The sequence below is a fragment of the Streptomyces sp. NPDC001348 genome (assembly GCF_053597535.1).
In genome coordinates this window covers 70938-94469 of the sequence record NZ_JBSFIK010000001.1, presented here as the reverse complement: position 1 = coordinate 94469, position 23532 = coordinate 70938, and the positions used below count along the sequence as shown (strand labels likewise).

22 protein-coding genes are annotated in these 23532 nt (G+C 72.0%); 15 read left to right on the top strand and 7 right to left on the bottom strand.

All coding sequences use genetic code 11. From position 1 onward, the window contains the following. Positions 1 to 161 precede the first annotated feature (161 nt). Positions 162 to 1199, top strand: coding sequence for an aspartate-semialdehyde dehydrogenase (locus tag ACWC21_RS00470; RefSeq protein WP_450876545.1), 1038 nt, complete (start codon positions 162 to 164; stop codon positions 1197 to 1199). 63 nt (positions 1200 to 1262) lie between these two features. Here ACWC21_RS00470 and ACWC21_RS00465 read toward each other — a convergent pair whose 3' ends face one another. Together ACWC21_RS00465 and ACWC21_RS00460 are read right to left on the bottom strand one after the other, a co-directional pair. Next, a complete protein-coding gene (locus ACWC21_RS00465) occupies positions 1263 to 1610 on the bottom strand; it encodes a type II toxin-antitoxin system PemK/MazF family toxin (RefSeq protein WP_450876543.1) in 348 nt (115 codons plus the stop codon). Then, on the bottom strand, positions 1597 to 1827 hold the full coding sequence (locus tag ACWC21_RS00460; RefSeq protein WP_450877007.1) for a ribbon-helix-helix domain-containing protein: 231 nt from the start codon (positions 1825 to 1827) through the stop codon (positions 1597 to 1599). The genes ACWC21_RS00465 and ACWC21_RS00460 overlap by 14 nt, the downstream gene beginning before the upstream one ends. Positions 1828 to 1934: 107 nt before the next feature. On the opposite strand from ACWC21_RS00460, the gene pepN reads away from it, so the two are divergent. After that, a complete protein-coding gene (pepN, locus tag ACWC21_RS00455) occupies positions 1935 to 4511 on the top strand; it encodes an aminopeptidase N (protein ID WP_450876541.1) in 2577 nt (858 codons plus the stop codon). A gap of 65 nt (positions 4512 to 4576) precedes the next feature. On the opposite strand, the gene ACWC21_RS00450 is transcribed toward pepN, so the two are convergent. Beyond that, positions 4577 to 6037, bottom strand: a complete 1461-nt coding sequence (locus ACWC21_RS00450) for an FAD-dependent monooxygenase (RefSeq protein ID WP_450876539.1) — start codon at positions 6035 to 6037, stop codon at positions 4577 to 4579. Positions 6038 to 6152: 115 nt separating this feature from the next. Here ACWC21_RS00450 and ACWC21_RS00445 point away from each other — a divergent pair, with 115 nt between their 5' ends. Further along, positions 6153 to 6725 carry a TetR/AcrR family transcriptional regulator gene (locus ACWC21_RS00445; RefSeq protein ID WP_450876537.1) on the top strand — a complete coding sequence of 191 codons (573 nt, stop codon included), beginning with the start codon at positions 6153 to 6155 and terminating at the stop codon, positions 6723 to 6725. A gap of 67 nt (positions 6726 to 6792) precedes the next feature. Here ACWC21_RS00445 and ACWC21_RS00440 read toward each other — a convergent pair whose 3' ends face one another. The 3 genes from ACWC21_RS00440 to ACWC21_RS00430 all read right to left on the bottom strand — a co-directional run bounded on the left by ACWC21_RS00440 (position 6793) and on the right by ACWC21_RS00430 (position 9441). Continuing rightward, positions 6793 to 7053, bottom strand: a complete 261-nt coding sequence (locus ACWC21_RS00440) for a hypothetical protein (protein ID WP_389141592.1) — start codon at positions 7051 to 7053, stop codon at positions 6793 to 6795. 63 nt (positions 7054 to 7116) lie between these two features. Beyond that, the gene (gene malQ, locus ACWC21_RS00435; RefSeq protein WP_450876535.1) at positions 7117 to 9195 is read right to left on the bottom strand and encodes a 4-alpha-glucanotransferase; all 2079 of its coding nucleotides are present in this window, start codon (positions 9193 to 9195) and stop codon (positions 7117 to 7119) included. After that, a complete protein-coding gene (locus tag ACWC21_RS00430) occupies positions 9196 to 9441 on the bottom strand; it encodes a hypothetical protein (RefSeq protein WP_450876533.1) in 246 nt (81 codons plus the stop codon). Positions 9442 to 9615: 174 nt separating this feature from the next. On the opposite strand from ACWC21_RS00430, the gene ACWC21_RS00425 reads away from it, so the two are divergent. The 3 genes from ACWC21_RS00425 to ACWC21_RS00415 are packed head-to-tail and all read left to right on the top strand — an operon-like array spanning position 9616 to position 12199. Further along, positions 9616 to 10149, top strand: a complete 534-nt coding sequence (locus ACWC21_RS00425) for a PadR family transcriptional regulator (RefSeq protein WP_450876531.1) — start codon at positions 9616 to 9618, stop codon at positions 10147 to 10149. Further along, a complete protein-coding gene (locus ACWC21_RS00420) occupies positions 10146 to 10844 on the top strand; it encodes an ABC transporter ATP-binding protein (protein ID WP_450876529.1) in 699 nt (232 codons plus the stop codon). The genes ACWC21_RS00425 and ACWC21_RS00420 overlap by 4 nt, the downstream gene beginning before the upstream one ends. Continuing rightward, the gene (locus ACWC21_RS00415) at positions 10844 to 12199 is read left to right on the top strand and encodes an ABC transporter permease (RefSeq protein WP_450877005.1); all 1356 of its coding nucleotides are present in this window, start codon (positions 10844 to 10846) and stop codon (positions 12197 to 12199) included. Before ACWC21_RS00420 ends, ACWC21_RS00415 begins: the two co-directional genes overlap by 1 nt. An 88-nt stretch (positions 12200 to 12287) precedes the next feature. Here the strand turns inward: ACWC21_RS00415 and ACWC21_RS00410 are convergent, their stop codons facing one another. After that, entirely contained in the window at positions 12288 to 12824 is a 537-nt protein-coding gene (locus ACWC21_RS00410; RefSeq protein WP_450876527.1) for an HNH endonuclease, read from the bottom strand. A gap of 309 nt (positions 12825 to 13133) precedes the next feature. Between ACWC21_RS00410 and ACWC21_RS00405 the strand changes: the two genes are divergently transcribed. The 9 genes from ACWC21_RS00405 to ACWC21_RS00365 all read left to right on the top strand — a co-directional run bounded on the left by ACWC21_RS00405 (position 13134) and on the right by ACWC21_RS00365 (position 23526). Next, entirely contained in the window at positions 13134 to 14234 is a 1101-nt protein-coding gene (locus ACWC21_RS00405) for a mechanosensitive ion channel family protein (RefSeq protein ID WP_450876525.1), read from the top strand. A gap of 82 nt (positions 14235 to 14316) precedes the next feature. Further along, a complete protein-coding gene (locus ACWC21_RS00400) occupies positions 14317 to 14934 on the top strand; it encodes a Uma2 family endonuclease (protein WP_450876524.1) in 618 nt (205 codons plus the stop codon). A 201-nt stretch (positions 14935 to 15135) separates the two neighbouring features. Beyond that, positions 15136 to 16347: an ROK family transcriptional regulator gene (locus tag ACWC21_RS00395; RefSeq protein ID WP_450876522.1), complete on the top strand. Its 1212-nt coding sequence runs from the start codon at positions 15136 to 15138 to the stop codon at positions 16345 to 16347. A gap of 74 nt (positions 16348 to 16421) precedes the next feature. Next, positions 16422 to 17765: an ABC transporter substrate-binding protein gene (locus ACWC21_RS00390; RefSeq protein ID WP_450876520.1), complete on the top strand. Its 1344-nt coding sequence runs from the start codon at positions 16422 to 16424 to the stop codon at positions 17763 to 17765. A gap of 2 nt (positions 17766 to 17767) precedes the next feature. Beyond that, entirely contained in the window at positions 17768 to 18709 is a 942-nt protein-coding gene (locus ACWC21_RS00385) for a carbohydrate ABC transporter permease (RefSeq protein ID WP_450876518.1), read from the top strand. Between the two features lies 1 nt (position 18710). After that, the gene (locus tag ACWC21_RS00380; RefSeq protein WP_450876516.1) at positions 18711 to 19604 is read left to right on the top strand and encodes a carbohydrate ABC transporter permease; all 894 of its coding nucleotides are present in this window, start codon (positions 18711 to 18713) and stop codon (positions 19602 to 19604) included. Positions 19605 to 19717: 113 nt separating this feature from the next. Further along, positions 19718 to 20983: a 6-phospho-beta-glucosidase gene (locus ACWC21_RS00375; protein WP_450876514.1), complete on the top strand. Its 1266-nt coding sequence runs from the start codon at positions 19718 to 19720 to the stop codon at positions 20981 to 20983. Beyond that, complete coding sequence (locus ACWC21_RS00370) at positions 20974 to 21945, top strand: N-acetylglucosamine kinase (RefSeq protein ID WP_450876512.1); 972 nt, start codon at positions 20974 to 20976, stop codon at positions 21943 to 21945. The genes ACWC21_RS00375 and ACWC21_RS00370 overlap by 10 nt, the downstream gene beginning before the upstream one ends. 135 nt (positions 21946 to 22080) lie before the next feature. Further along, a complete protein-coding gene (locus ACWC21_RS00365; protein WP_450876510.1) occupies positions 22081 to 23526 on the top strand; it encodes a hypothetical protein in 1446 nt (481 codons plus the stop codon). Positions 23527 to 23532: the final 6 nt, after the last annotated feature.

Sequence of the window (23532 nt, the reverse complement as noted above, 5' to 3'; positions counted from 1 at the left end):
GCGCGGCGCCGACGGCAGGACCGCAACCGGCCGCGGGATGATCGCGTCCCACCCTTCGGGCACGCGCGGCAAAGGATTGGACACGCGGGCCGGGGGCGACCGCATGATGGAAAGGCCCCGGCCACGCAGGGGGCACCCGCAAGCACGGAGAAGGAGTCGCAGTGAGGATCGGAATCGTCGGAGCCACCGGCCAGGTCGGCACGGTCATGCGCAGGATCCTTGACGAGCGCGACTTCCCCGTCACCGAGCTGCGGCTGTTCGCCTCGGCCCGTTCCGCCGGGACCGTCCTGGACGGCGTGACGGTGGAGGACGCGACGACCGCCGACTACACCGGCCTCGACATCGTCCTGTTCTCCGCGGGCGGCGCCACCTCCAAGGCGCTGGCCGAGAAGGTCGCCTCCCAGGGCGCCGTGGTGATCGACAACTCCTCGGCGTGGCGCAAGGACCCCGAGGTACCGCTCGTGGTGTCCGAGGTGAACCCGCACGCGGCCGTCAACCGGCCCAAGGGGATCATCGCCAACCCGAACTGCACCACGATGGCCGCCATGCCGGTGCTGAAGCCGCTGCACGAGGAGGCGGGCCTCGAGGCGCTGGTCGTCGCCACCTACCAGGCGGTGTCCGGCTCCGGGCTCGCCGGCGTCGCGGAGCTGCACGGGCAGACGCAGAAGGTCGCCGCCGAAGCGGACAAGCTCACCCACGACGGTGAGGCGCTCGACTTCCCCGAGCCGCAGGTCTACAAGCGCCCCATCGCCTTCAACGTGCTGCCCTTCGCGGGCAACCTGGTCGACGACGGCCTGAACGAGACCGACGAGGAGCAGAAGCTCCGCAACGAGTCCCGCAAGATCCTGGAGATCCCCGGCCTGAAGGTCTCCGGCACCTGCGTGCGCGTCCCCGTCTTCTCCGGCCACTCCCTCCAGGTCAACGCCCGCTTCGCCCGCCCGCTCAGCGTCGAACGCGCCACCGAGCTGCTCGCCGGTGCCCCGGGCGTCGCCCTCACCGACATCCCGACGCCGCTCCAGGCGGCCGGCAAGGACCCGTCGTACGTCGGCCGCATCCGCGGCGACGAGACGGTGGAGAACGGCCTGGCCCTCTTCATCTCCAACGACAACCTCCGCAAGGGCGCGGCCCTGAACGCCGTGCAGATCGCGGAGCTGGTGGCGGCGGAGCTGTCCGCCAAGCAGGACGTGACGTCCGACTAGGACCGGCCCGGCCCGGAGGGGCGGTCACCGCGAGCCGGTGGCCGCCCTTCGCCGTCCGTGCGCTCACAGCGCGAGGTGCCGCCGGAGCGCGGCGTCGATCTCCGTCATGCGCTGTCGCGGCACCGCGCCGACCCGGCGGAGCATCCGTTCCCGGGCGACGGCCCGCACCTGCTCGCACTGGGCCTTCGAGTCCTTGGGCAGGTGGCACTCGGCCGCGCTGAGGAGGACCTGGAACGACAGCACCCGCGCGGTGTTGGACGTCAGCGGCACCACGGTGATCACGCCTCGGCCGTGACGCTCGACCGACTGATTGGCACCGTCGTTGGAGACGATCACCGAGGGGCGCGCCCTGCTGGCCTCGCCGCCCCGTACCGGCTCGTAGTCGACCAGGTAGATGTCACCTCGCCTCATCGGTCAGCCCGTCCCCGCTGAGCCCGTCCCAGAACCCGGCGTCCTCGCCGGCGTCCCACTCGGCGAAGGCCTCTGTGTACTCGGCCTCCAGCTGGGCCGCCCGCAGCAACCCGATGGCGGCGTGTATCACGGCCGACCGCGACTCGGCCTCCGTTCTCCTCGCATACTCGTCGACGAAGGCGACATCCTCCTGCGGCAGGCTCACACTGATCTTCATACCCATGATGCTACCCACGGTAGGCACGAGTGAGCTACCCCACACCACCCCCGTCTCATGGAAGGATGGCCACACCGCCGAACTACGCATACCGAGGAGATGACCGCGTGCCTGGCACAAACCTGACTCGCGAAGAGGCGCGGCAGCGGGCGAAGCTGCTCACCGTTGACTCGTACGAGATCGATCTCGACCTCTCCGGCGCGCAGGAGGGCGGTACCTACCGGTCCGTGACCACGGTGCGCTTCGACGTGGCGGAGAACGGGGTGGAGTCGTTCATCGACCTGGTGGCCCCGACCGTGCACGAGGTGACGCTGAACGGCGATCCGCTCGACCCCGCCGAGGTCTTCAAGGACTCCCGGATCGCCCTCCCGGGCCTGCTGGAGGGCCGCAACATCCTGCGCGTCGTCGCCGACTGCGCGTACACCAACAGTGGTGAGGGGCTGCACCGCTTCGTCGACCCGGTCGACGACCAGGCCTACCTGTACACCCAGTTCGAGGTCCCGGACGCCCGCCGGGTCTTCGCCTCCTTCGAACAGCCGGACCTGAAGGCCACCTTCCAGTTCACCGTGCAGGCGCCGGACGGCTGGACCGTCGTCTCCAACTCGCCGACGCCCGAACCGAAGGACAACGTCTGGCGGTTCGAGCCGACGCCGCGCATCTCGACGTACATCACCGCGCTGATCGTCGGCCCGTACCACAGCGTGCACAGCGTGTACGAGAAGGACGGGCAGAGCGTGCCGCTCGGCATCTACTGCCGGCCCTCGCTCGCCGAGTTCCTCGACTCGGACGCGATCTTCGAGGTGACCCGGCAGGGCTTCGACTGGTTCCAGGAGAAGTTCGACTACGCGTACCCGTTCGAGAAGTACGACCAGCTCTTTGTCCCGGAGTTCAACGCGGGCGCCATGGAGAACGCCGGCGCGGTCACCATCCGGGACCAGTACGTGTTCCGGTCGAAGGTGACGGACGCGGCGTACGAGGTGCGCGCGGAGACCATCCTGCACGAGCTGGCCCACATGTGGTTCGGCGACCTGGTCACCATGGAGTGGTGGAACGACCTGTGGCTGAACGAGTCGTTCGCCACCTACACCTCCATCGCCTGCCAGGCCGCCGCGCCCGGCTCGCGGTGGCCGCACTCGTGGACGACGTTCGCCAACTCCATGAAGACCTGGGCGTACCGGCAGGACCAGCTGCCGTCCACGCACCCGATCATGGCGGACATCAGCGACCTGGACGACGTGCTGGTCAACTTCGACGGCATCACCTACGCCAAGGGCGCCTCGGTGCTGAAGCAGCTGGTGGCGTACGTCGGCGAGGACGAGTTCTTCCGGGGCGTGCAGGCCTACTTCAAGCGGCACGCGTTCGGCAACACCCGGCTGTCCGACCTGCTCGGCGCCCTGGAGGAGACCTCCGGCCGGGACCTGAAGACCTGGTCGAAGAAGTGGCTGGAGACCGCGGGGATCAACATCCTGCGGCCGGAGATCGTCACGGACGCCGAGGGTGTCATCACCTCCTTCGCCGTCCGCCAGGAGGCCCCGGCGCTGCCCACCGGGGCCAAGGGTGAGCCGGTCCTGCGCCCGCACCGGATCGCGGTCGGCCTGTACGACCTCGACGAGGCGAGCGGCAAGCTGGTGCGCGGTGAGCGCGTGGAGCTGGACGTCGACGGCGAGCTGACCGCCGTACCGCAGCTGGCCGGCAAGCGCCGCCCGGCGGTCGTCCTGCTCAACGACGACGACCTGTCCTACGCCAAGGTCCGTCTGGACGAGGAGTCCCTGAAGGCCGTCACCGAGCACCTCGGCGACTTCCAGGAGTCCCTGCCGCGCGCCCTGTGCTGGGCGTCCGCCTGGGACATGACGAGGGACGCGGAGCTCGCCACCCGCGACTACCTGTCCCTCGTGCTGTCCGGCATCGGCAAGGAGTCGGACATCGGTGTGGTGCAGTCGCTGCACCGGCAGGTGAAGCTGGCGATCGAGCTGTACGCCGACCCCGCCGCCCGCGAGGCCCTGCTCACCCGCTGGACGGACGCCACGCTGGCCCATCTGCGCGCGGCCGAGCCGGGCGGCGACCACCAGCTGGCGTGGGCGCGGGCGTTCGCGGCGACCGCCCGTACGCCGGAGCAGCTCGACCTGCTGGACGCGCTGCTGGAGGGCACCCAGACGGTCGAGGGCCTGGCCGTCGACACCGAGCTGCGGTGGGCGTTCGTGCAGCGGCTCGCGGCGGTCGGCCGGTTCGACGAGGCGGAGATCGCCGCCGAGTACGAGCGGGACAGGACGGCGGCCGGTGAGCGCCACGCGGCCACCGCCCGCGCGGCCCGCCCGACGCCGGAGGCCAAGGCGGAGGCCTGGACGTCGGTCATCGAGTCGGACAAGCTGCCGAACGCCGTGCAGGAGGCCGTGATCGGCGGCTTCGTGCAGACCGGCCAGCGGGAGCTGCTGGCGTCCTACACGGACCGGTACTTCGAGGTCGTGAAGGACATCTGGGAGTCCCGTTCGCACGAGATCGCCCAGCAGATCGTGATCGGCCTCTATCCGTCGGTCCAGGTCTCCGAGGACACCCTCGCCAGGACGGACGCCTGGCTGGCCTCCGCCGAGCCCGCCCCGGCCCTGCGCCGGCTGGTCTCGGAGTCCCGCGCGGGTGTGGAACGCGCACTGAAGGCGCAGGCGGCGGACGCGGCCGCGGCCGGCTAGGCCTTCGCGGTACGTACGCCCGAGGGGCGCCCGGCCGGTCTGCCGGGCGCCCCTTTCGTCACGGGTCACCCCACGTGGGCCGCGAGCGCCGCCTCGATCGCCGCCGGGCCGGCCGCGTCGTCCGCCCAGGCCACGTATCCGTCGGGGCGCACCAGCACGCTCGTCCGGCGCTCGCTCGCCCAGCGCGCCACGGCCAGCCGGTCCGCGCGCCCCGGCCCGTCCTCGTACTTGTCCGGGGTGATCAGTACGAACCGGCCGCCACGCAGGGCCTCGTGGAGGCGGCCCCCGTCGGCGAGGCGGACGTCGGGGACGCGGGTGCCGGTGAGACGGTGGGCCCCCTGGGGGGCGCCGTACCGGCAGCCGATACCGGTGACCTGGCCGACGGCCTTGCGGCGGGCCGGGCCGGCCACGCCGAGGAACGCGGTGAGGGCGGCCCGCAGCGCCAGCTCCCAGGGGCGCTTGGCCATGGCGAGGCGGACGATACCGCCGCTGCTGCGCAGTACCGCCCTGCCGACCGGGTGGCGCTCGGCCTGGTAGGTGTCGAGGAGGCTCTCCGGGGCGTGGCCGCCCAGCACCTGGGCGAGTTTCCAGCTCAGGTTGGCCGCGTCCTGCAGGCCGGTGTTCATGCCCTGGCCGCCGGCCGGGGTGTGCACATGGGCGGCGTCGCCGGCCAGGAAGACCCGGCCGACCCGGTAGGCGGGCGCCTGGCGCTCGTCGCTGTGGAAGCGGGACATCCAGCGGGCGTCGTGCATCCCGAAGTCCCGGCCGAGGGCGAGCCGGGTGATCTCCTTCACCTCCGCCAGCTCGAGGGGCTCGCTCTCGGGGACGTCGCGGCCGCGGTGCCAGCCGATCACCCGGTGGTAGCCGTCGCCGAAGGGGGCGATGAAGGCGAAGGCGTCACCGACGGCGTTGACGGTGAGCGGGGTGTCCGGCTGCTCCGCGAGCAGCACGTCGGCGAGGACGACGGAACGGATCACCGACCTGCCCGGGAAGGGCAGCCCGATCGCGTCCCGCACGGCGCTGCGCATGCCGTCGGCGCCGACGACGTACGCGGCCCGCAGCGTCTCGGTCCCTCCGGGTGCGCGGACCTCGACCGTGACGCCGTCCGCGTCCTGGGTCAGGCCGGTCACCTCGGTCTCGTGGCGGAAGTCGACGCCCGCCTCGACGGCGCGCCGCTCCAGGGCCTTCTCGACCTCGTACTGCGGCAGGACGAGCAGGTGGTTGAAGCGGGACGGCAGGGTGTCGAGCCCGAGGGTGAGGCGGCCGAAGAGACGGAGCCGGTCCAGGGGGCGGCCGACCGCCTCCAGGCCGTCGGCGAGGGCGCGGGCGTCGAGCTGTTCGAGGGTGCGGGCGTGCAGCACGAAGGCGCGGGAGAGGTTGCTGATCCGGTGCGGTCGCTTCTCGACCAGGGTGACGGGAACCCCGGCGGTTGCGAGGTCACCGGCGAGCAGCAGGCCGGTGGGGCCGGAACCCACGACGACGACGTCGCGGGCGGCGGTTCCGGTGGAGCCAGTGGTGCCGTTCATGAGGACCTCCTGGTGTGCCAACGCCTGTTGGTCAACGCTCGTTGGCAACGCTACTCCGGCAGCGAGATGGGGTCAACACTTGTTGGCCCACGCGCGTTGACCTACGCTTGCGCCCATGAATGCCAGCCCGGCACCGCGCCGCTCCGACGCCACCCGCAACGCCATCCTCGCCGCCGCGCGCGAACGCTTCGCCACCGACGGGTACGAGCGGGCCACCATCCGCGCGATCGCCAGGGACGCGCGGATCGATCCGTCGATGGTGATGCGCTACTACGGCAACAAGGAGGGGCTGTTCGCGGCGGCCGTCGCGCTCGACCTGCGGCTGCCGGACCTGGACACGATCCCGCGCGAGGAGATCGGGGGGGCGCTCGTGACCCACTTCCTCGACCTGTGGGAGGAGAACGAGGAGCTGACCGCCGTACTCCGGGTCGCCGTCACCAACCAGGCGGGGGCCGAGCGGATACAGGGCATCTTCCGGGACCAGCTGCTGCCCATGGCCCAGCAGGCCTGCCAAGACCCCGGGCAGGCCCCGGCACGGGCAGCGCTGTGCGCCTCGCAGCTGCTGGGCCTGGCGCTCACCCGCTATGTGCTGCGCTTCGGGCCGGCCGTGGCCCTGACCCGCGAGGAGATCACGGCCTGGCTCACGCCGACCGTGCAGCGGTATCTGACGGCGCCCGACCCCGCGTGAAGGGGGGCGCCGCGAAGCACGTCGAGGGCGCCGGCGTCACCGGCGCCCTCGACGGGAGTCGCGAAGGTCAGGCCTTGGCCTTGGCCTTGGAGTTGACGAGCTTCGCCTTGTCGGACTTGTCCAGCACCATCACCAGGCCGGTGATGACCGCGAAGATGGCGAGCGGGGCGACGACGTACAGGCCCAGCGTCTGCGCGACGTTCAGGGTCGGACCGGGGTCGTCGCCGTCGTCGCGGGTCACCGCGAGCGCGGGCGACGACATGAGCAGCATCATCAGCGTCGTACCGGCGGCCAGGGCGCCGGCGCGCAGGGCGTTCTTCTTGTCCACGGTGCAAAAGTAGCGAACGCCGATCGGCAGTGCGCGGCCGGGGTGCCCCAGGAGCCGCACCGCTCAGCCCTCCCCGAACACCGCGAGCAGCGCCCGCAGCCGCGCGGACCCCGTCAGTTCCTCCAGCGTCACCGGCCGCCCCTCGGCGTCGGCGATCGGCAGGCGCCAGTTCGGGTACTGGTCCCAGGTGCCGGGGAGGTTCTGCGGGCGGCGGTCGCCGACGCCGTCGGGGAGCCAGACGCCGAGCATGCGGGCGGGGGTGCGCAGCAGGAAGCGGTGGACGGCCTGGATCTCGGCCTCCTCCGCCTCCTCCGCCAGGACCGCCGTCCCGAGCAGCCCGAGCCGGCCCAGCACGGCCAGCCACTCCTGGCTGTCGGCGGCCGCCTCCGCGCGCTCCTGGGCCACCGGGCGGGTCAGCAGGCCGAGGGAGTCGCGGAGTTCGACGTGTTCGCCGGTGAGGCGGGCGGCGGTGGGCGGCAGGTCGTGGGTGGTGGCGGTGGCCAGGCAGTCCGCGCGCCAGCTCTCGGGCGGCAGCGGGCGGCCGTCACCCTCCCAGTCCCGTTCGAACCACAGCACCGAGGTGCCGAGCACCCCGCGCCGCTGCAGCGTCTCGCGCACGCCGGGTTCCACCGTGCCCAGGTCCTCGCCGATGACCACGGCCCCCGCCCGGGACGCCTCCAGTGCCAGCAGGGCGAGCATGGCCTCGGCGTCGTACCGGACGTACGTGCCCTCCGTCGGCGGCCGGCCCTGCGGCACCCACCACAGCCGGAACAGGCCCATCACGTGGTCGATGCGCAGGGCGCCCGCGTACCGGAACAGGGCGCGCAGCAGACGGCGGTAGGGGGCGTGCCCGGAGGCGGCCAGCCGGTCGGGGCGCCAGGGCGGCAGGCCCCAGTCCTGACCGCGGGCGTTGAAGGCGTCGGGGGGTGCGCCGACCGACATGCCGGCGGCGAAGTGGTCCTGCTGCGCCCAGGCGTCGGCGCCGCCGGGGTGCACGCCGACGGCGAGGTCGTGGACGATGCCGACCGGCATGCCGGCCTCGCGGGCGGCGCGCTGGGCGGCGGTGAGCTGTTCGTCGGTGAGCCAGGCGAGCCAGGAGTGGAAGTCGACGCGGTCGGCGAGGTCGGCGCGGGCACGGGCGGTCTCGGGCGAGCGGGGGTCGCGCAGCCCGGCGGGCCAGGCCTGCCAGTCGGAGCCGTGCACCTCGGCGAGGGCGTACCAGGTGGCGTGGTCCTCGAGCGCCTGGCCCTGTTCGGCGCGGAAGGCGGCGTAGGCGGCCTGCCGCCCCGGCCCGAGCGGGATCTCGCGCACTGCCTGGAGCGCCTGACGCTTCAGCTCCCACACCGCGTCCCGGTCGATCAGCGCGCCCTTGTCGAGCACCGAGGCGCGCAGTCGTGCGGCCCGCTCCAGGACGGCCCGAAGGTGCTCGTGGTCCTCGGCGTAGGCGTACTCCGGGACGTCCTCGACCCTCAGATGGACCGGGTCGGGGAAGCGGCGGGAGGAGGGCCGGTAGGGCGAGGGGTCGGTGGGGGCGCCGGGCACGGCCGCGTGCAGCGGGTTGACCTGCACGAATCCGGCGCCCGCGGTGCGCCCGGCCCAGGCCGCCAGCTCGGCGAGGTCACCGAGGTCGCCCATGCCCCAGGAACGGGTGGAGAGCAGGGAGTAGAGCTGGACGAGGAGCCCGAAGGAGCGTCCGGAGGGGGTGGGCAGCCGGGGCGGGGCGACGATCAGATGGGCCTCGGCGGTACGCCCGTCGGGGGCGGTGGCCCGCAGGCGGTGGACGCCCGGCGGGAGCTCGTCGGCGGTGGCCCGCGTCTCGCCCTGCTCGGTCTCCACGCGCAGCCGGGTGCCGGCGGGCAGGGCAGCGAGGGCGGCGGGACGGGCCCCGGCGTCGGTCCAGTGGACCAGGGTCGGCGGCAGCAGGCGTTCGCGCAGCTCGCGCTCCCGCTCGGCGAGGGCGGCGGCGGTGGCCCCGGGGGTGGCGGCGTCGACCCCGAGGGCGGCCAGGACGGCGACGACGGCCTCCGCGGAGGCCGTGACCGTGCGGTCCGGGGACGGACTGTAGGAGGTGGCGACGCCGTGCAGGTCCGCGAGCCGCGACAGCTCCTCGTCGAGGGGTGCGGCGTCGAGGGGTGCGGCCATCTACAACCCCGGGCCGTAGGAGTCCGGGGTCGGGTCGGACTCGCTGGTCAGCGGGGCGGCGTCGGCGAGCGGCGGTTCACTGGTGAGCGGCTCGGCCTCGGGCAGCGGCGGCTCACTCGTCAGCGGGGCTTCGGCGGAGGTGCCTTCCGCGCTGAAGAAGCTGGCGTACAGCTCCTGGGTGTCGGCGGACGGCTCCGCCACGGGTTTGGACAGGGTGGGAAGCGGTGCGTGTGCTGTCACGGTCACGGGGACCTCCTTGTGTGACGTCGGTACGGCGACGTCTGACGGGATACGGCAGGCCTACCCAGTGGAAGCGGCGGCAGACGTACCCAGGCCCAGGTGATGGATTCATCACGTCGGCGGACGAACGGACCGCGGCACTATTCACTCAGTACATGTACTCAGTGCATAATGATCTCCATGAGCACCCGGCACATCCTTCTGGGGCTGCTCGCTACGGGGCCGAGGCATGGCTACGACCTCAAGCGGCGCCACGACGAACGCTTCCCGCAGGCCCGTCCACTGGCGTACGGGCAGGTGTACACCACCCTGCAGCGCCTGGTCCGGGACGGCCTCGCGGAGGTCGACGGAACGGACGCGGACGGCGGACCGGAGCGCACCCTCTACCACTCGACCCAGGCCGGTGCGCGGGAACTGACCCGGTGGGCGGCCGCGATCGCCCCGCCGGCGCCCTTCGTGACGAACGAGATCTTCGCCAAGGTCGTCGTGTCGATCCTCGCGGGCGGCGACCCGGCCGCCTACCTCGGCGCCCAGCGCGCCGCGCACATGGAGCGGATGCGGGAGCTGACGGTCCTGAAAACCACCCCCGGCACCGATCTGGCGACCGTGCTCTCGGCGGACTACGCCCTCAACCACCTCGACGCCGACCTCCGCTGGATGAACACCACGGCGGCCCGGCTGACCACCTTGACCGCGGAGGTCGACGCAGCATGAACCACAAGGAGGACGCCTCGGTGCCGCTGCTGGCGGGCCGGGCCCTCGTCAAGGCGCACGGTGGGACACCGGCGCTGCGCGGCGCCTCGGTCGAACTGCGCGCCGGTGAGATCCTCGCCGTGACCGGGGCCAGCGGCAGCGGGAAGTCCACGCTGCTGCACTGCCTCGCGGGCATCGTGCGCCCGGACCAGGGTTCGGTGACGTACGACGGGCTGGGCCTGCGGGAACTGCCGGAGAAGCGGCTGAGCGAACTGCGCCGCTCCGACTTCGGCGTGGTCTTCCAGTTCGGGCAGCTGATCCCGGAACTGACCGCCGCCGACAACGTCGCGCTGCCGCTGATGCTGGCCGGATCCTCACGCGCCGAGGCGCGTACGCGGGCGGACGAATGGCTGGAGCGGTTCGGGGTGCGCGGGCAGCAGGAGCTGCGACCGGGTGAGATGAGCGGCGGCCAGGCGCAGCGGGTCGCCCTGGCGCGGGCGCTGGTGACCGGGCCCAGGGTGGTCTTCGCGGACGAGCCGACCGGGGCCCTGGACTCGCTGGCGGGCGAGCAGGTGATGACCGCCCTGGTGCACACGGCCCGGGAGTCCGGCACGGCGGTGCTGTTGATCACGCACGACGCCCAGGTCGCGGCGTACGCCGACCGCGAGGTGCGGCTGAGCGACGGGACCGTGGTGCCGGTGGGGGTGGTCGCGTGATCGCCGCGGACGTCCGTCTCGCCTGGCTGCTGACCCGGGGTTCGGACCGGGGCGAGTGGTGGCGGGTCGGGCTGACCGCGGTGGGGGCCGCGCTGGCGACGGGGTTCGCCCTCGCGGCCGTCGCCCTGGCCTCGCTCCGCGGGTACTACTCCGTGTCCGTCGGCAACGGGCTGCTGAACAGCCCCGGCGAGCGTTCGGGGGTGATCGTCTGCCTGCTGCTCCTGCTGGTGCCGGTGCTGGGCTTTCTCGGGCAGTGCGCCCGGATCGGCGCCGTGCACCGCGACCGGCGGCTCGCCGGACTGCGGCTGGCGGGCGCCACCCCGGGCCAGGTGCGCCGGATCGCCGCCCTGGAGACCGGGCTGGCCTGTCTGCTGGGCTCGGCCGTCACCACCGCCGTCGCGGTTCCGGTCCTGCTGAGCCGGTGGGACCGGCCCGACGCGGCGGCCGTGATCGGCATCGTGCTGGTCGCCCTCGGGGTGCCGGTGCTGGGCGCGGTGACGGGCGCGCTGGCGCTGCGCCGGGTGGTCGCCTCGCCCCTCGGGTGGGTGCGCCGGGTCCGGCCGGGCAGTGGGCGGGGGCCGGGGCTGGTCTTCACGGGCGGGGTGACGGCCGTGCTGCTGCCGGCGCTCTGGTCCGTCGTGAGCACCTCCGGCACCGACCGCGGGCGGATGCCGCTGACGGTCTTCGGCCTGGTCCTCTTCGTCGGCGCGGGCGCGGTGTGGCTGGCCGGCGGCACGGCCCGGCTGGTCGGGCGGCTGCTCGCGGCCCGGGCCCGTTCGGCGGCGACACTGATCGCGGCGGAGCGGCTGCGCGACGACCCGTGGGCGGCGTCCCGCACGCACGCGGCGGTGCTGCTGGTCACGGTCGTCGGCACGGGCTTCGTCGGCGTCCGCCAGGCGCTCCTCGCCGTTCTGCGCACCATGGACCGCCAAGGTCACCTGGGCATGAGCATGTCCTTCTACACGACGGGCATCGACCTGACGGCCGCCGCGATCCTCGTCGCCCTCGCCCTCACCCTCTCCGGGCTCGCCGTGGGCACCGCCGAGTCCCTGGGGAACCGCCGCCGCGGTCTGGCCGCGCAGGTCGCCGCCGGGGTGCCGCGGACCGTGCTCGGCCGGGCGCTACTGCTGGAGACGGCCCTGCCGCTGGCCCCCGCCGTCGCGCTGGCGGGCACGGGCGGCATGGCGATCGGCATCTGGTACGCCTCGGTCGCCCCGGACCACGTCGCACCGGCCGTGCCGTGGTCGGCGCTGCTGGTCCCGGTCGGGATGTACGCCTGCTGTCTGCTGGCCGCGGCCACCTCGCTGCCGCTGCTGCGCCGCTCGGCCCACCCGGCGGAACTGCGCCACGCCTGACCGCCGGGCGGGTGTCCGGCCCCGGGGGCACAGGGGACTCCCGGGGCCGCACCGCGCGCGTGCCCCGGGTGTGCGAAGGCCCGGACCGTCAGGCGGAGATGCCGTCGATCCGGGCCAAGGCGTCGTCCGCGCCGAACGGCTGCAAGTACGGCAGCCAGCGCGGGTCCCTATGGCCGGTCCCGATGATGCGCCAGGCCAGACCGGTGGGCGGAGCCGGTTTGTGGCGCAGCCGCCAGCCGATCTCGACCAGGTGCCGGTCGGCCTTCACGTGGTTGCAGCGGCGGCAGGAGGCCACCACGTTGTCCCAGGCGTGCTTGCCCCCTCGGCTGCGCGGGACGACGTGGTCGACGCTGGTTGCGACACCACCGCAGTACATGCAGCGGCCGCCGTCGCGTGCGAAGAGCGCGCGCCTCGTCAGAGGAACGGGCCCCCGGTAGGGAACCCGTACGAATCGCTTGAGCCGGACCACGCTGGGTGCGGGGACTGTGACGGTCGCGCTGTGCATATAGGCGCCGGATTCCTCGAGGGAGACCGCCTTGTTCTCCAGGACGAGGACGAGCGCGCGGCGGAGCGGTACGACGCCGAGCGGCTCGTACGACGCGTTGAGGACCAGGACATGCGGCACGGGTGCCTCCTTGGGCGTCGGCGGCGCGTGGCTCGCGCCGGGACGATCTGCAGTCAGTCTCCCCTCAGGGCTGGTGGAAGCGCCACCATCTCCCGGTAACGGGCTGGGAGTGTTTTCGACCACACCGCATTCATCCCCCGGATCATGACCTGTTCAAGCGCAGGTGAGCACGGTCTCTCCTTCACGGATCCGGCGATGGCACACACAATGCCCCGTTAGTGTGGTGGTTCTGCCCGTCCGGTGACCTTCCCGTGACCTCAGCGACATCTGCCGTCGCACCGGATGGTGTTGCACCTGGAGGTACCTGCCGTGTCCTTGCCCGCCGTCCTACTGGCCGCCGGTGCGTCGCCGTCGCCGTCCCCCTCGGGGTCGACGGCCACCGTGCCGTCGCTCCAGGACGCCCAGGAGAGCGCGACGAACGCCGCCAGCTGGGTGGAGCAGAACTGGTCGACCTGGCTGGCCATGGGTCTGCAGATCCTGCTGGTCCTGGTCGTGGCGGTCACGCTCAGAGCGGTGGTGCGGCGGGCGATCACCCAGCTCATCGACCGGATGACCCGGACCGCGCAGACGGCGGAGGGCAGCTCGCTGGGCGGGCTCCTGGTGAACGCCGAGCGGCGCCGGCAGCGCGCGGCGGCGATCGGCTCGGTGCTGCGGTCGGTGGCGAGTTTCCTGATCCTCGGCACGGCCGCGCTGATGATCCTGTCCACGTTCAAGATCAACCTGGCCCCGCTGCTGGCGTCCGCCGGTGTGGCCGGTGTGGCGATCGGTTTCGGCGCCCGCAACCTGGTCACCGACTTCCTCTCCGGCGTCTTCATGATCCTGGAGGACCAGTACGGCGTCGGCGACGTGATCGACGCGGGCGTCGCCTCCGGCGAGGTGATCGAGGTCGGGCTGCGCGTGACCAAGCTGCGCGGCGACAACGGGGAGATCTGGTACGTCCGCAACGGCGAGGTCAAGCGCATCGGCAACCTCTCCCAGGGCTGGGCGACGGCGGGCGTGGACGTCACCGTCAAGGCGAACGAGGACCTGGACCGGCTGAAGGCCACCCTCGACGAGGTCGCCGAGAAGATGAGCAAGGAGGAGCCCTGGAACGAGCTCCTCTGGAGCCCGATCGAGGTGCTCGGCCTGGACAGCGTGCTGCTGGACTCGATGGTGGTACGGGTCTCCGCCAGGACGATGCCCGGCAAGGCCCTGTCGGTGGAGCGCGAGCTGCGCTGGCGCATCAAGCGTGCCTTCGACGCGGCGAGCATCCGCATCGTGGGCGGCGCGACGGCCGTGGAGGACGAGGAGGCACCCGCGGACCCGACGGCCGCGGTGGCCGCGCCCGCGGTGTACGCCGACTCGGAATCCCCGCAGGCCGAGGCCACGACACCGATCGCTCCGCAGCGGTCGGGGGCGCCGGGGAGGTAGGGGGCGCTTCGGCCCGCTCGTTCGGGTGAACGGAGCGGAGAGGAAGGCCCTCGGCTCGTCCATGGGCCGCACACTGCCGTCCATGGACGCCGACACCCCGGACCTCATGTCCCGCCTGGAGCCCGTGGCCCTCCTGGCCGCGTACGAGGCGGCGTCACCGATGCCCGTGATCCCGGAGTACATCGAAGGCCGGGCGTACGTGCCTTCGGCGCCCCCCGACTACGCGCACAGCGACACCGCCATGGACCTGCTCTTCCAGCTCCGCGCGGCCGGCATCGCCCGCGCCGGAAGGGGAAACGGCTTCCGGTGCACCAACAGCACCGGAGCCACCACTGCGTTGCTCGTCCCGGACCTCTACGTGCTCCGCCGCCGCCCGAACGCGGCCGACGACGCGCACTACGCACGGCACGAGGGCTGGTACCCCGTCGACATGCTCGCCCTCGTCGGCGAGGTCACCTCCACCAACCACGAGACCGACACCGGCCCCAAGTACCGCACCTACGCAGCCGCAGGCATCCCCGTGTACGTCCTCATCGACCGCCACGCCAGGACGGCCCACTGCCACACGGACCCCGTCCTCCCCGGCGATGACCCCACCGAGGCCTACTACGCCACCGACACCAAGGTGGACCTCGGCGACCCGCTCCCCCTCCCGGCCCCGTACCCCACCCTCGACACGGCCCCGTTCCTCGCCGGCTGAACCGGCCGGAGGCCACCCGCCCCCGAGATAACGACTCTGTCGCCTCGGGGGCGATGTCTATTGACGCCCGCTTCGTCCTGGGCATACCTTCCTCCCACCCGGATAGGAAACTTTCCTAACAGTGATCACAACTGATCACCGGGTGGACGTGATCCCCAGGTCACTGGGAAGCTGGGCAGTTGGAAAGGCAGGTGTCGACCCATGGCAGGATCCGCCGGTACGCCGGGCACCCCGCGCGTCCTGCGCGCCATGAACGACCGCGCCGCACTCGATCTCCTCCTGGAGCACGGGCCGCTGTCCCGTACGCGGATCGGCAAGCTCACCGGCCTGTCCAAGCCGACCGCCTCCCAGCTCCTGGCCCGCCTGGAGGCGGCGGGCCTGGTCCTGGCCACCGGCACCAGCGAGGGCCGCCCGGGGCCCAACGCCCAGCTGTACGCGGTCAACCCCGCCGCCGCACACGCCGCGGGGCTCGACGTCACCCCGGGCCGGATCCGCGCCGCCGTCGCCGACATCACCGGCCGCACGGTGGGCGAGTACGAACTGCCCACCCCCGGCAGGCGTCCGGAACAGCCCGTCGTCCGGCAGGTCACCGACGCCCTCGACGGCGCCGTCAAGGCCGCCGGACTGTCCCGGGACGACGTCCACCGGCTGGTCATCGGCACCCCGGGCGCCTTCGACCCGGGCACCGGCCGGCTGCGCTACGCCTCCCACCTGCCCGGCTGGCACTCTCCGACGCTGCTCGACGAACTCGCCGCCGCGCTGCCGATGCCGGTCGAGTACGAGAACGACGTCAACCTCGTCGCGATAGCGGAGCAGCGGCTCGGCGCGGCCCGTGGCCATGGTGACTTCGTCCTGCTGTGGAACCAGGAGGGCCTCGGTGCCGCCCTGGTCCTCGGTGGGAGGCTGCACCGCGGCTGGACCGGCGGCGCCGGCGAGGTCGGCTTCCTGCCGGTGCCGGGCACCCCCCTGGTCCGGCAGGTGACCAAGGCCAACAGCGGCGGTTACCAGGAGCTGGCCGGCTCGCAGGCCATCCCGAGGCTGGCCCGCGAACTCGGCATCGGCGACGTGCCGGCGGGCCCGTACGCCGAGGCCGCCGCCGAGCTGGTGGCCCGCGCCGCCGACCATGCGGGCGGACCGCACCGGCAGCTGCTGCAGACCTACGCGACGCGGCTGGCCACCGGTCTCGCCTCCCTCGTCTCCGTCCTGGATCCCGAACTCGTCGTGCTCAGCGGCGCCTCCCTCACCGCCGGCGGCGAGGTGCTGCGCGCACTCGTCCAGGCGGAACTGGAGGAGCTGGCGGCGCCGCGCCCGCACCTGGTCGTGGGCGACGTCCGTGAACACCCCGTCCTGCGCGGCGCGCTGGAGAGCGCGCTCGCGACCACCCGCGACGAGGTCTTCGACACCTCGCGCTGAGCCCTCCCGCACGGCCCCCTCTCTTCCCGCACGGCCCTTCCCTCACCTCACCGCCCTTCCAGGGAGACCCCGTCATGCCCGAAGCCATACCCACTGTTGTCCGAAAGACGGCTTTTGCCCTTACCGCGTCGCTGGCATTGCTCACCACCGCGTGCACCGGCCAGTCGTCCTCCACCGCCTCCGACGACGCCTCGAAGGACACCACCATCAACTTCTGGCACGCCTGGAGCGCGCCGAACGAGGTGAAGGCCGTCAAGTCGCTGGTCACCGGGTTCGAGAAGGCGCACCCGAACATCCATGTGAACGTCGTCGGCAACATGACCGACGACAAGATCAACCAGGCGCTGCGCACGGGCGGCGACAGGGCGCCCGACGTGATCTCCTCCTTCACCACCAACAACGTGGGCAAGTTCTGCTCCTCGGGTGCCCTGGTCGACCTCAACCCCTTCTTCGAGAAGTCGGACATCGACCCGGCGAAGACGTTCCCGAAGCCGATGAACGAGTACACCCAGTTCGACGGGAACCGCTGCACGGCGCCCCTGCTCGGCGACGCGTACGGGCTCTACTACAACAAGACGGCGTTCCGGAAGGCGGGCATCAAGAACCCGCCCAAGACGTGGTCCGAGTTCGAGACCGACGCCAAGAAACTGACCATCGCTCAGGGTGACGGCTACAAGCAGCTCGGGTTCATGCCGGACTACCACGGCTGGGAGACCACCACCGAGCACTACTTCGCGCAGTTCTCCCCGACGTACTTCGACAAGAGCGGCAAGTCGAACCTCGCCGAGGACCCCGCGTTCCAGGCCGGTTTCACCCTCCAGAAGAAGCTCGTCGACGAACTCGGCGGATTCCAGAGGCTGGAGAAGTTCCGCTCCACGCTCGGCGACGAGTGGGGCCCCAAGCACCCCTTCCAGACCGGCCAGGTCGCCATGCAGCTCGACGGCGAGTGGCGGCTCGGCATGGCCCTCGCCACCAAGCCCGAGTTCCAGATCGGCGTCGCCCCGCTGCCCGTGCCCGACGACCAGGTGAGCCAGTACGGCAAGGGCTACATCACCGGCACCATCGCCGGCATCGCCGCCACCAGCAAGAAGCAGAACGCGGCCTGGGAGTTCGTCAAGTACATCACCACGAACACCGACGCGGTGGTCGGCTTCTCCAACAACCTGCACAACGTGCCCTCCACGCTGGCCGCCCTGAAGTCCCCGAAGCTGAAGTACGACCCGCGGTTCAAGACCTTCCTGGACATCGCCGCCAACCCGTACTCGAACACGAGCCCCGCGTCCATCAACGGCGGCGTGTACCTCACGACGATCCAGAACTTCGGATACGACTACGAGAGCGGCAAGGCCACCGACCTGAAGGCGGGCCTGAAGAAGGCCGCCGCGCAGATCGACACGGACATCGCGCAGGCGAAGTAGCGATGAGCGCACCCACGTTGAGGTCGAAGCGCCGCCGGTCGGCGCTGCGGACCCTCGCCTTCCTCTCGCCCTGGCTGATCGGCTTCGCGGTCTTCTTCGCGTACCCGATGATCTCCACGGTCTACTTCTCGTTCATGCACTACGACGGCTTCAAGCCGCCGACGTGGAGCGGGACGAAGAACTGGACGTATGTGTTCGAGCACTATCCCTACTTCTGGCCCGCCCTGCGCAACACCCTCTGGCTGGTGCTGATCATGGTGAGCCTCCGGGTCCTCTTCGGACTCGGGATCGGTCTCCTCATCACGAAGATCAAGACCGGCACGGGGATCTTCCGCACCCTCTTCTACCTGCCCTACCTCGCTCCGCCGGTAGCGGCCACCATGGCCTTCGCGTTCCTCCTCAACCCCGGTACGGGCCCGGTCAACTCGATCCTGGAGAAGATCGGCATCCCGGCTCCGGGCTGGTTCAACGACCCGAACTGGTCCAAGCCGGCCCTCACGCTGATGTTCCTGTGGGGAGTCGGCGACCTGATGGTCATCTTCATGGCCGCGCTGCTCGACGTACCGAAGGAGCAGTACGAGGCGGCGGAACTGGACGGCGCGTCCGCGTGGCAGCGGTTCCGGTTCGTCACCCTCCCGAACATCTCTCCGATCGTCATGTTCGCGGTCGTCACCGGCGTGATCGCGGCGATGCAGTGCTACACACAGCCCCTGGTCGCCGGAAAGGTCGCCTCGGGAGTGATCCAGGGCGCGGGCACCATGTTCGAGCCCGGCTACCCCGAGCACTCCACGCTCACCCTCCCCCAGCTCGTCTACAACCTCGGCTTCCAGCGCTTCGACTACGGATCGGCCTGTGTCGTGGCACTGGTCCTCTTCGCCCTGTCGATGGCGTTCACCGCGCTTCTGATGCGGCGCCGGGGCGGTCTCATCCAGGCAGGTGACTGACATGGCCCAAGTACTCGAGCGACCGGTGGAGTTGAAGGCACCCGACCTGCCCTCCGTGCGCGCGGCCCGCCGCAGGGCCCTCCTCGAGTGGATCGCGATCCACTCCCTCGGGGTCGCGGCCGCCCTCTTCTTCACCCTCCCCTTCGTGTTCGTCTTCCTGACCTCCCTGATGAGCGACTCGCAGGCGCTCAGCCGGGACCTGATCCCGCACACCTGGGAGTGGGGCAACTACCGGAAGGTCTTCGACACCCCCGGCTTCCTCACCTGGTGGAAGAACACGCTGGTCTACGCGGTACTGGGAACGGTCCTCACCGTCGTCTCGTCGGTCCCGGTGGCCTACGCGCTGGCCAAGTTCCGCTTCCGGGGTCGCAACCTCGTGCTCATGCTGGTGATCTCGATGATGATGCTGCCGCCGCAGGTCGTCGTCATCCCGATGTACCTGTTCTGGGCGAAGCAGCTCGACCTGTCGGGCACGCTCTGGCCCCTGATCATCCCGCTGGCGTTCGGCGACGCGTTCTCGATCTTCCTGCTGCGCCAGTTCCTGACCACCATTCCCAACGAGTACGTGGATGCGGCCCGGGTGGACGGCTGCGGCGATCTGCGCACCCTGCTGAAGGTCGTCCTCCCGATGGCGAAGCCCGGCATCGCCGCCATCGCCCTCTTCCAGTTCTTCAACGCCTGGAACGACTACTTCGGGCCCCAGATCTACGCCTCCGAAAATCCGGGCGCCTGGACCCTCAGTTACGGCCTGGAGTCCTTCAAGGGCGCGCACCACACCGACTGGAACCTCACCATGGCCGCCACCGTGCTGGTCATGGCCCCCGTGATCCTCGTGTTCTTCTTCGCCCAGAAGGCGTTCGTCGAGGGCGTCACGCTCACCGGAGTGAAGGGTTGACCCCACATGCTGTGCACTCCCGGGGGCCGCTGCCCCCGATTGCCGCTGCGCGGCGGGCCGGACCCCCGGCCGATGACCACCCTTCCCCGCACCCGGAAGCGAGGCAGTCTCCAGTGAAACTCACCGTGGTCGGCGGAGGGTCGACCTACACCCCCGAACTCGTCGACGGATTCGCCCGCCTCAGGGAGACCCTGCCCATCGAGGAACTGGTGCTCGTCGACCCGGCCGCCGACCGCCTGGAACTCGTGGGCGGCCTGGCCCGCCGGATCTTCGCCAGGCAGGGCCACGGCGGCCGGATCACCACCACCGCCGACCTGGACGCGGCCGTCGAGGGCGCGGACGCGGTGCTGCTGCAGCTGCGGGTCGGCGGACAGGCGGCCCGCGAGCAGGACGAGACCTGGCCGCTGGAGTGCGGCTGCGTCGGCCAGGAGACCACCGGCGCGGGCGGCCTGGCCAAGGCGCTGCGGACGGTCCCGGTGGTGCTCGACATCGCCGAGCGCGTCCGCCGGGCCAACCCGCGCGCGTGGATCATCGACTTCACCAACCCGGTCGGCATCGTCACCCGCGCCCTGCTCGAGGCCGGGCACAAGGCGGTCGGGCTGTGCAACGTGGCCATCGGCTTCCAGCGGAAGTTCGCCGGCCTGCTCGGCGTGACACCCGCCGACGTCCACCTCGACCACGTCGGGCTCAACCACCTCACCTGGGAGACCGGTGTCCGCCTCGGCGGCCCCGAGGGCGAGAACCTCCTGCCCAAGCTGCTGGCCGACCACGGCGACACGGTCGCCGACGACCTGCGGCTGCCCCGCCCGCTGCTGGACCGCCTCGGCGTGGTCCCGTCGTACTACCTGCGCTACTACTACGCCCATGACGCGGTGGTGCGGGAACTGCGCACCAAGCCCTCCAGGGCGGCGGAAGTGGCCGCGATGGAGAAGGAGTTGCTGGCGATGTACGGCGACCCGGCCCTGGACGAGAAGCCGGAGCTGCTCGCCAGGCGCGGCGGCGCCTACTACTCGGAGGCCGCGGTGGACCTGGCGGCGGCCCTGCTGGGCGGGACCGGCAGCCCCTACCAGGTGGTGAACACCCGCAACCGGGGCACGCTGCCCTTCCTGCCGGACGACGCGGTGATCGAGGTGCAGGCGGCGGTCGGGCCGACGGGTCCCGTGCCGCTGCCCGTCCCGGAGGTGGACCCGCTGTTCGCGGGGCTGGTCGCGAACGTGACGGCGTACGAGGAGCTGGCACTGGAGGCGGCGCTGCGGGGCGGCCGGGACCGGGTGTTCCGGGCCCTGCTGGCCCATCCCCTGGTCGGCCAGTACGAGTACGCCGAAGCCCTCACCGACCAGTTGGTCGCGCACAACCGGGAGCACCTCGCGTGGGCCTGACCGGGGGCGTGCTCGCCATCGACGCGGGCAACAGCAAGACCGACGTCGCGGTCCTGGCGGCGGACGGCCGTGTCCTGGCCACGGCCCGCGGCGGCGGGTTCCGCCCGCCCACGGTGGGCGTGCCGGCGGCGGTGGACGAACTGGCGCGGGCGGTGGCCCGGGCGTACACCGCCGCCGGAGTGGAGTCCGTCGCCCATGTCTCGGCGTGCCTGGCCAACGCCGATCTGCCGGTGGAGGAGGAGCGGTTGGCGGCCGCGCTGCACGCGCGCGCGTGGGGCGCGACGGTGGAGGTCCGCAACGACACCTTCGCCATCCTGCGCGCGGGTGTGGCCGATCCCCGGGGCGTCGCGGTGGTCTGCGGGGCGGGCATCAACTGCGTCGGCATGCGCCCCGACGGCCGCACCGCCCGCTTCCCCGCGCTCGGCCGCATCTCCGGTGACTGGGGCGGCGGGTGGGGGCTGGCGGAGGAGGCCATGTGGTTCGCGGCCCGCGCGGAGGACGGCCGGGGCGAGCCCACCGAGCTGACGCGTACGCTCCCGGCCCACTTCGGGCTCGGCTCCGTGTACGCCCTCATCGAGGCGCTGCACCTGGAACGCATCGAGCAGGTCCGGCGGCACGAGCTGACGCCGGTGCTGTTCGCGACGGCGGCCGGCGGGGACGCCGTGGCCGGCGCGGTCGTGGACCGGCTGGCCGAGGAGGTGGTGACCATGGCGACGGTGGCGCTGTCCCGCCTGGACCTGCTGGACGAGGAGACACCCGTCCTGCTCGGGGGCGGCGTCCTCGCGGCCGGGCACGCCCGGCTCGACGACCGGATCCGGGAGCTGCTGGCCGCACGGGCGCCGAAGGCGGTGGTCCGGGTGGTGACGGCGAGTCCGGTCCTGGGGGCGGCGCTGCTGGGGCTGGACCGGCTGGGGGCCGGCCCCGAGGCGGGGGAACGGGCGCGGGAACACTGGGAGACCTGAGCCGAGGGCCGGTACCACCCCGGGGAACCGAACGGAATCACGGCGCGTATTCATGAGCACGGGGAGGTGACAATGCTGCCCCCCGCTGCCCAATGTCAGCCCAGGCGGTGATACTGGTCGGCAAGCAAAATGACCATGGGGGAGGTCAAGGTGACAAACCCGCCGACGAGCAGCGCGGCGCCACCGGCACCGGCACGGCCACCGGTGCCGGCCCCGGCACCCGTCCCGGTACCCGCCCAGGCCCCGGCGCCCGTCCCGGCGCCGCCCCGCCGCACCGCGTTCGCCGAGGGCGTCGACCGGCTGCGCGCCGCCACGACCACCGAACCGGGGCGGCTGCGCGTCATCGGCGCCGTACTGGCCCTGCTGGTCGTCGCGTTCGGCGCGGTCGCGGCCTGGCAGGAGAGCGACCGGGCGGCCGCCGCCGACGACGTGCTGCACAGCAGCCAGCCCCTCAGCTCCGGCGCCGCCGACATCTACCGCTCCCTGGCCGACGCCAACACGGCCGCGTCCAGCGGTTTCCTGGCGGGTGGCCAGGAGAACGCCGACTCCCGCGACCGGTACGAGAAGGACATCCGCACCGCCGCCGCGGGGCTCGTCACGGCCGCCGCCGCCTCCGACCCGGGCTCCCCGTCGGAGGCGACGGTCACCAAGCTGAACAAGCTGCTCCCGGAGTACAAGGGCCTGATCGAGCGCGCCCGCACCTACAACCGGCAGGGCTATCCGGTGGGCGGCGCGTATCTGCGCTACGCCAACGAGAAGATGCAGAAGGAGATGCTCCCGGCGGCCGAGGATCTCTACCAGAAGGAGAACCAGCGGCTGAGCTCCGACTACGGGGACGCGACGCCCTATCCGTGGGCGGCGATCGCCCTCGGCGTCCTCGCCCTGGCCGCACTGGCCTGGGCCCAGCACCGCGAGTACCGGCGCACCAACCGCGTCCTGAACCACGGCCTGGTCGCCGCGACGGCCACCGCCACGGTGGCGCTGCTCTGGCTGGTCGTCGGCCACGCCGTCGCCCGCGCGGGCCTCGACGGCTCCTACGACCACGGCGTCCGCTCGCTGAACGTGCTGCACGACGCCCGCATCGCCTCCCTGAAGGCGCGCGGCAACGAGAACCTCAGCCTGGTCGCGCGCGGCGCCGAGACCATCGAGGTCGGCGACCAGACCTACGACGCCTACTACTACGACTTCGACAAGGACATGACCGACCTGGGCAAGGCTCTGGACCGGGCGGCGGAGCTCGCCGACGACCAGGCGGGCAGCAAGCCGGTCCAGGCGGCCGAGGGCAACATGACGGTGTGGAAGAAGCGCCACACGTCGGCCCGTTCCGAGGACGAGCACGGCAACTACGAGAAGGCCCTCGACCTGGTGATCGGCGCCAAGGGCGCCACCGGTGAGTGCTTCGACGCCGTCGACACCAACCTGAAGGACGCGCTCGCCCGCGAGCAGGACGAGTTCCAGCGGTCGGCGGGCGACGGCCGCGACGCGATGACCGGCCTGCCGGCCGGCGCCGCGGTCCTCGCCGTCCTCGGCGCCGCGGGCGCCGTACTCGGCATCGGCCGCAGGCTTTCGGAGTACCGGTGACAGGGG

Bases quoted from the DNA above. Each gene is read 5' to 3' on its own strand.
- ACWC21_RS00465 (WP_450876543.1), bottom strand. From the start codon at position 1,610: ATGAGGCGAGGTGACATCTACCTGGTCGACTACGAGCCGGTACGGGGC.
- ACWC21_RS00460 (WP_450877007.1), bottom strand. From the start codon at position 1,827: ATGAAGATCAGTGTGAGCCTGCCGCAGGAGGATGTCGCCTTCGTCGAC.
- ACWC21_RS00450 (WP_450876539.1), bottom strand. From the start codon at position 6,037: ATGAACGGCACCACTGGCTCCACCGGAACCGCCGCCCGCGACGTCGTC.
- ACWC21_RS00445 (WP_450876537.1), top strand. From the start codon at position 6,153: ATGAATGCCAGCCCGGCACCGCGCCGCTCCGACGCCACCCGCAACGCC.
- malQ (WP_450876535.1), bottom strand. From the start codon at position 9,195: ATGGCCGCACCCCTCGACGCCGCACCCCTCGACGAGGAGCTGTCGCGG.
- ACWC21_RS00425 (WP_450876531.1), top strand. From the start codon at position 9,616: ATGAGCACCCGGCACATCCTTCTGGGGCTGCTCGCTACGGGGCCGAGG.
- ACWC21_RS00420 (WP_450876529.1), top strand. From the start codon at position 10,146: ATGAACCACAAGGAGGACGCCTCGGTGCCGCTGCTGGCGGGCCGGGCC.
- ACWC21_RS00400 (WP_450876524.1), top strand. From the start codon at position 14,317: ATGGACGCCGACACCCCGGACCTCATGTCCCGCCTGGAGCCCGTGGCC.
- ACWC21_RS00395 (WP_450876522.1), top strand. From the start codon at position 15,136: ATGGCAGGATCCGCCGGTACGCCGGGCACCCCGCGCGTCCTGCGCGCC.
- ACWC21_RS00390 (WP_450876520.1), top strand. From the start codon at position 16,422: ATGCCCGAAGCCATACCCACTGTTGTCCGAAAGACGGCTTTTGCCCTT.
- ACWC21_RS00385 (WP_450876518.1), top strand. From the start codon at position 17,768: ATGAGCGCACCCACGTTGAGGTCGAAGCGCCGCCGGTCGGCGCTGCGG.
- ACWC21_RS00380 (WP_450876516.1), top strand. From the start codon at position 18,711: ATGGCCCAAGTACTCGAGCGACCGGTGGAGTTGAAGGCACCCGACCTG.
- ACWC21_RS00365 (WP_450876510.1), top strand. From the start codon at position 22,081: ATGGGGGAGGTCAAGGTGACAAACCCGCCGACGAGCAGCGCGGCGCCA.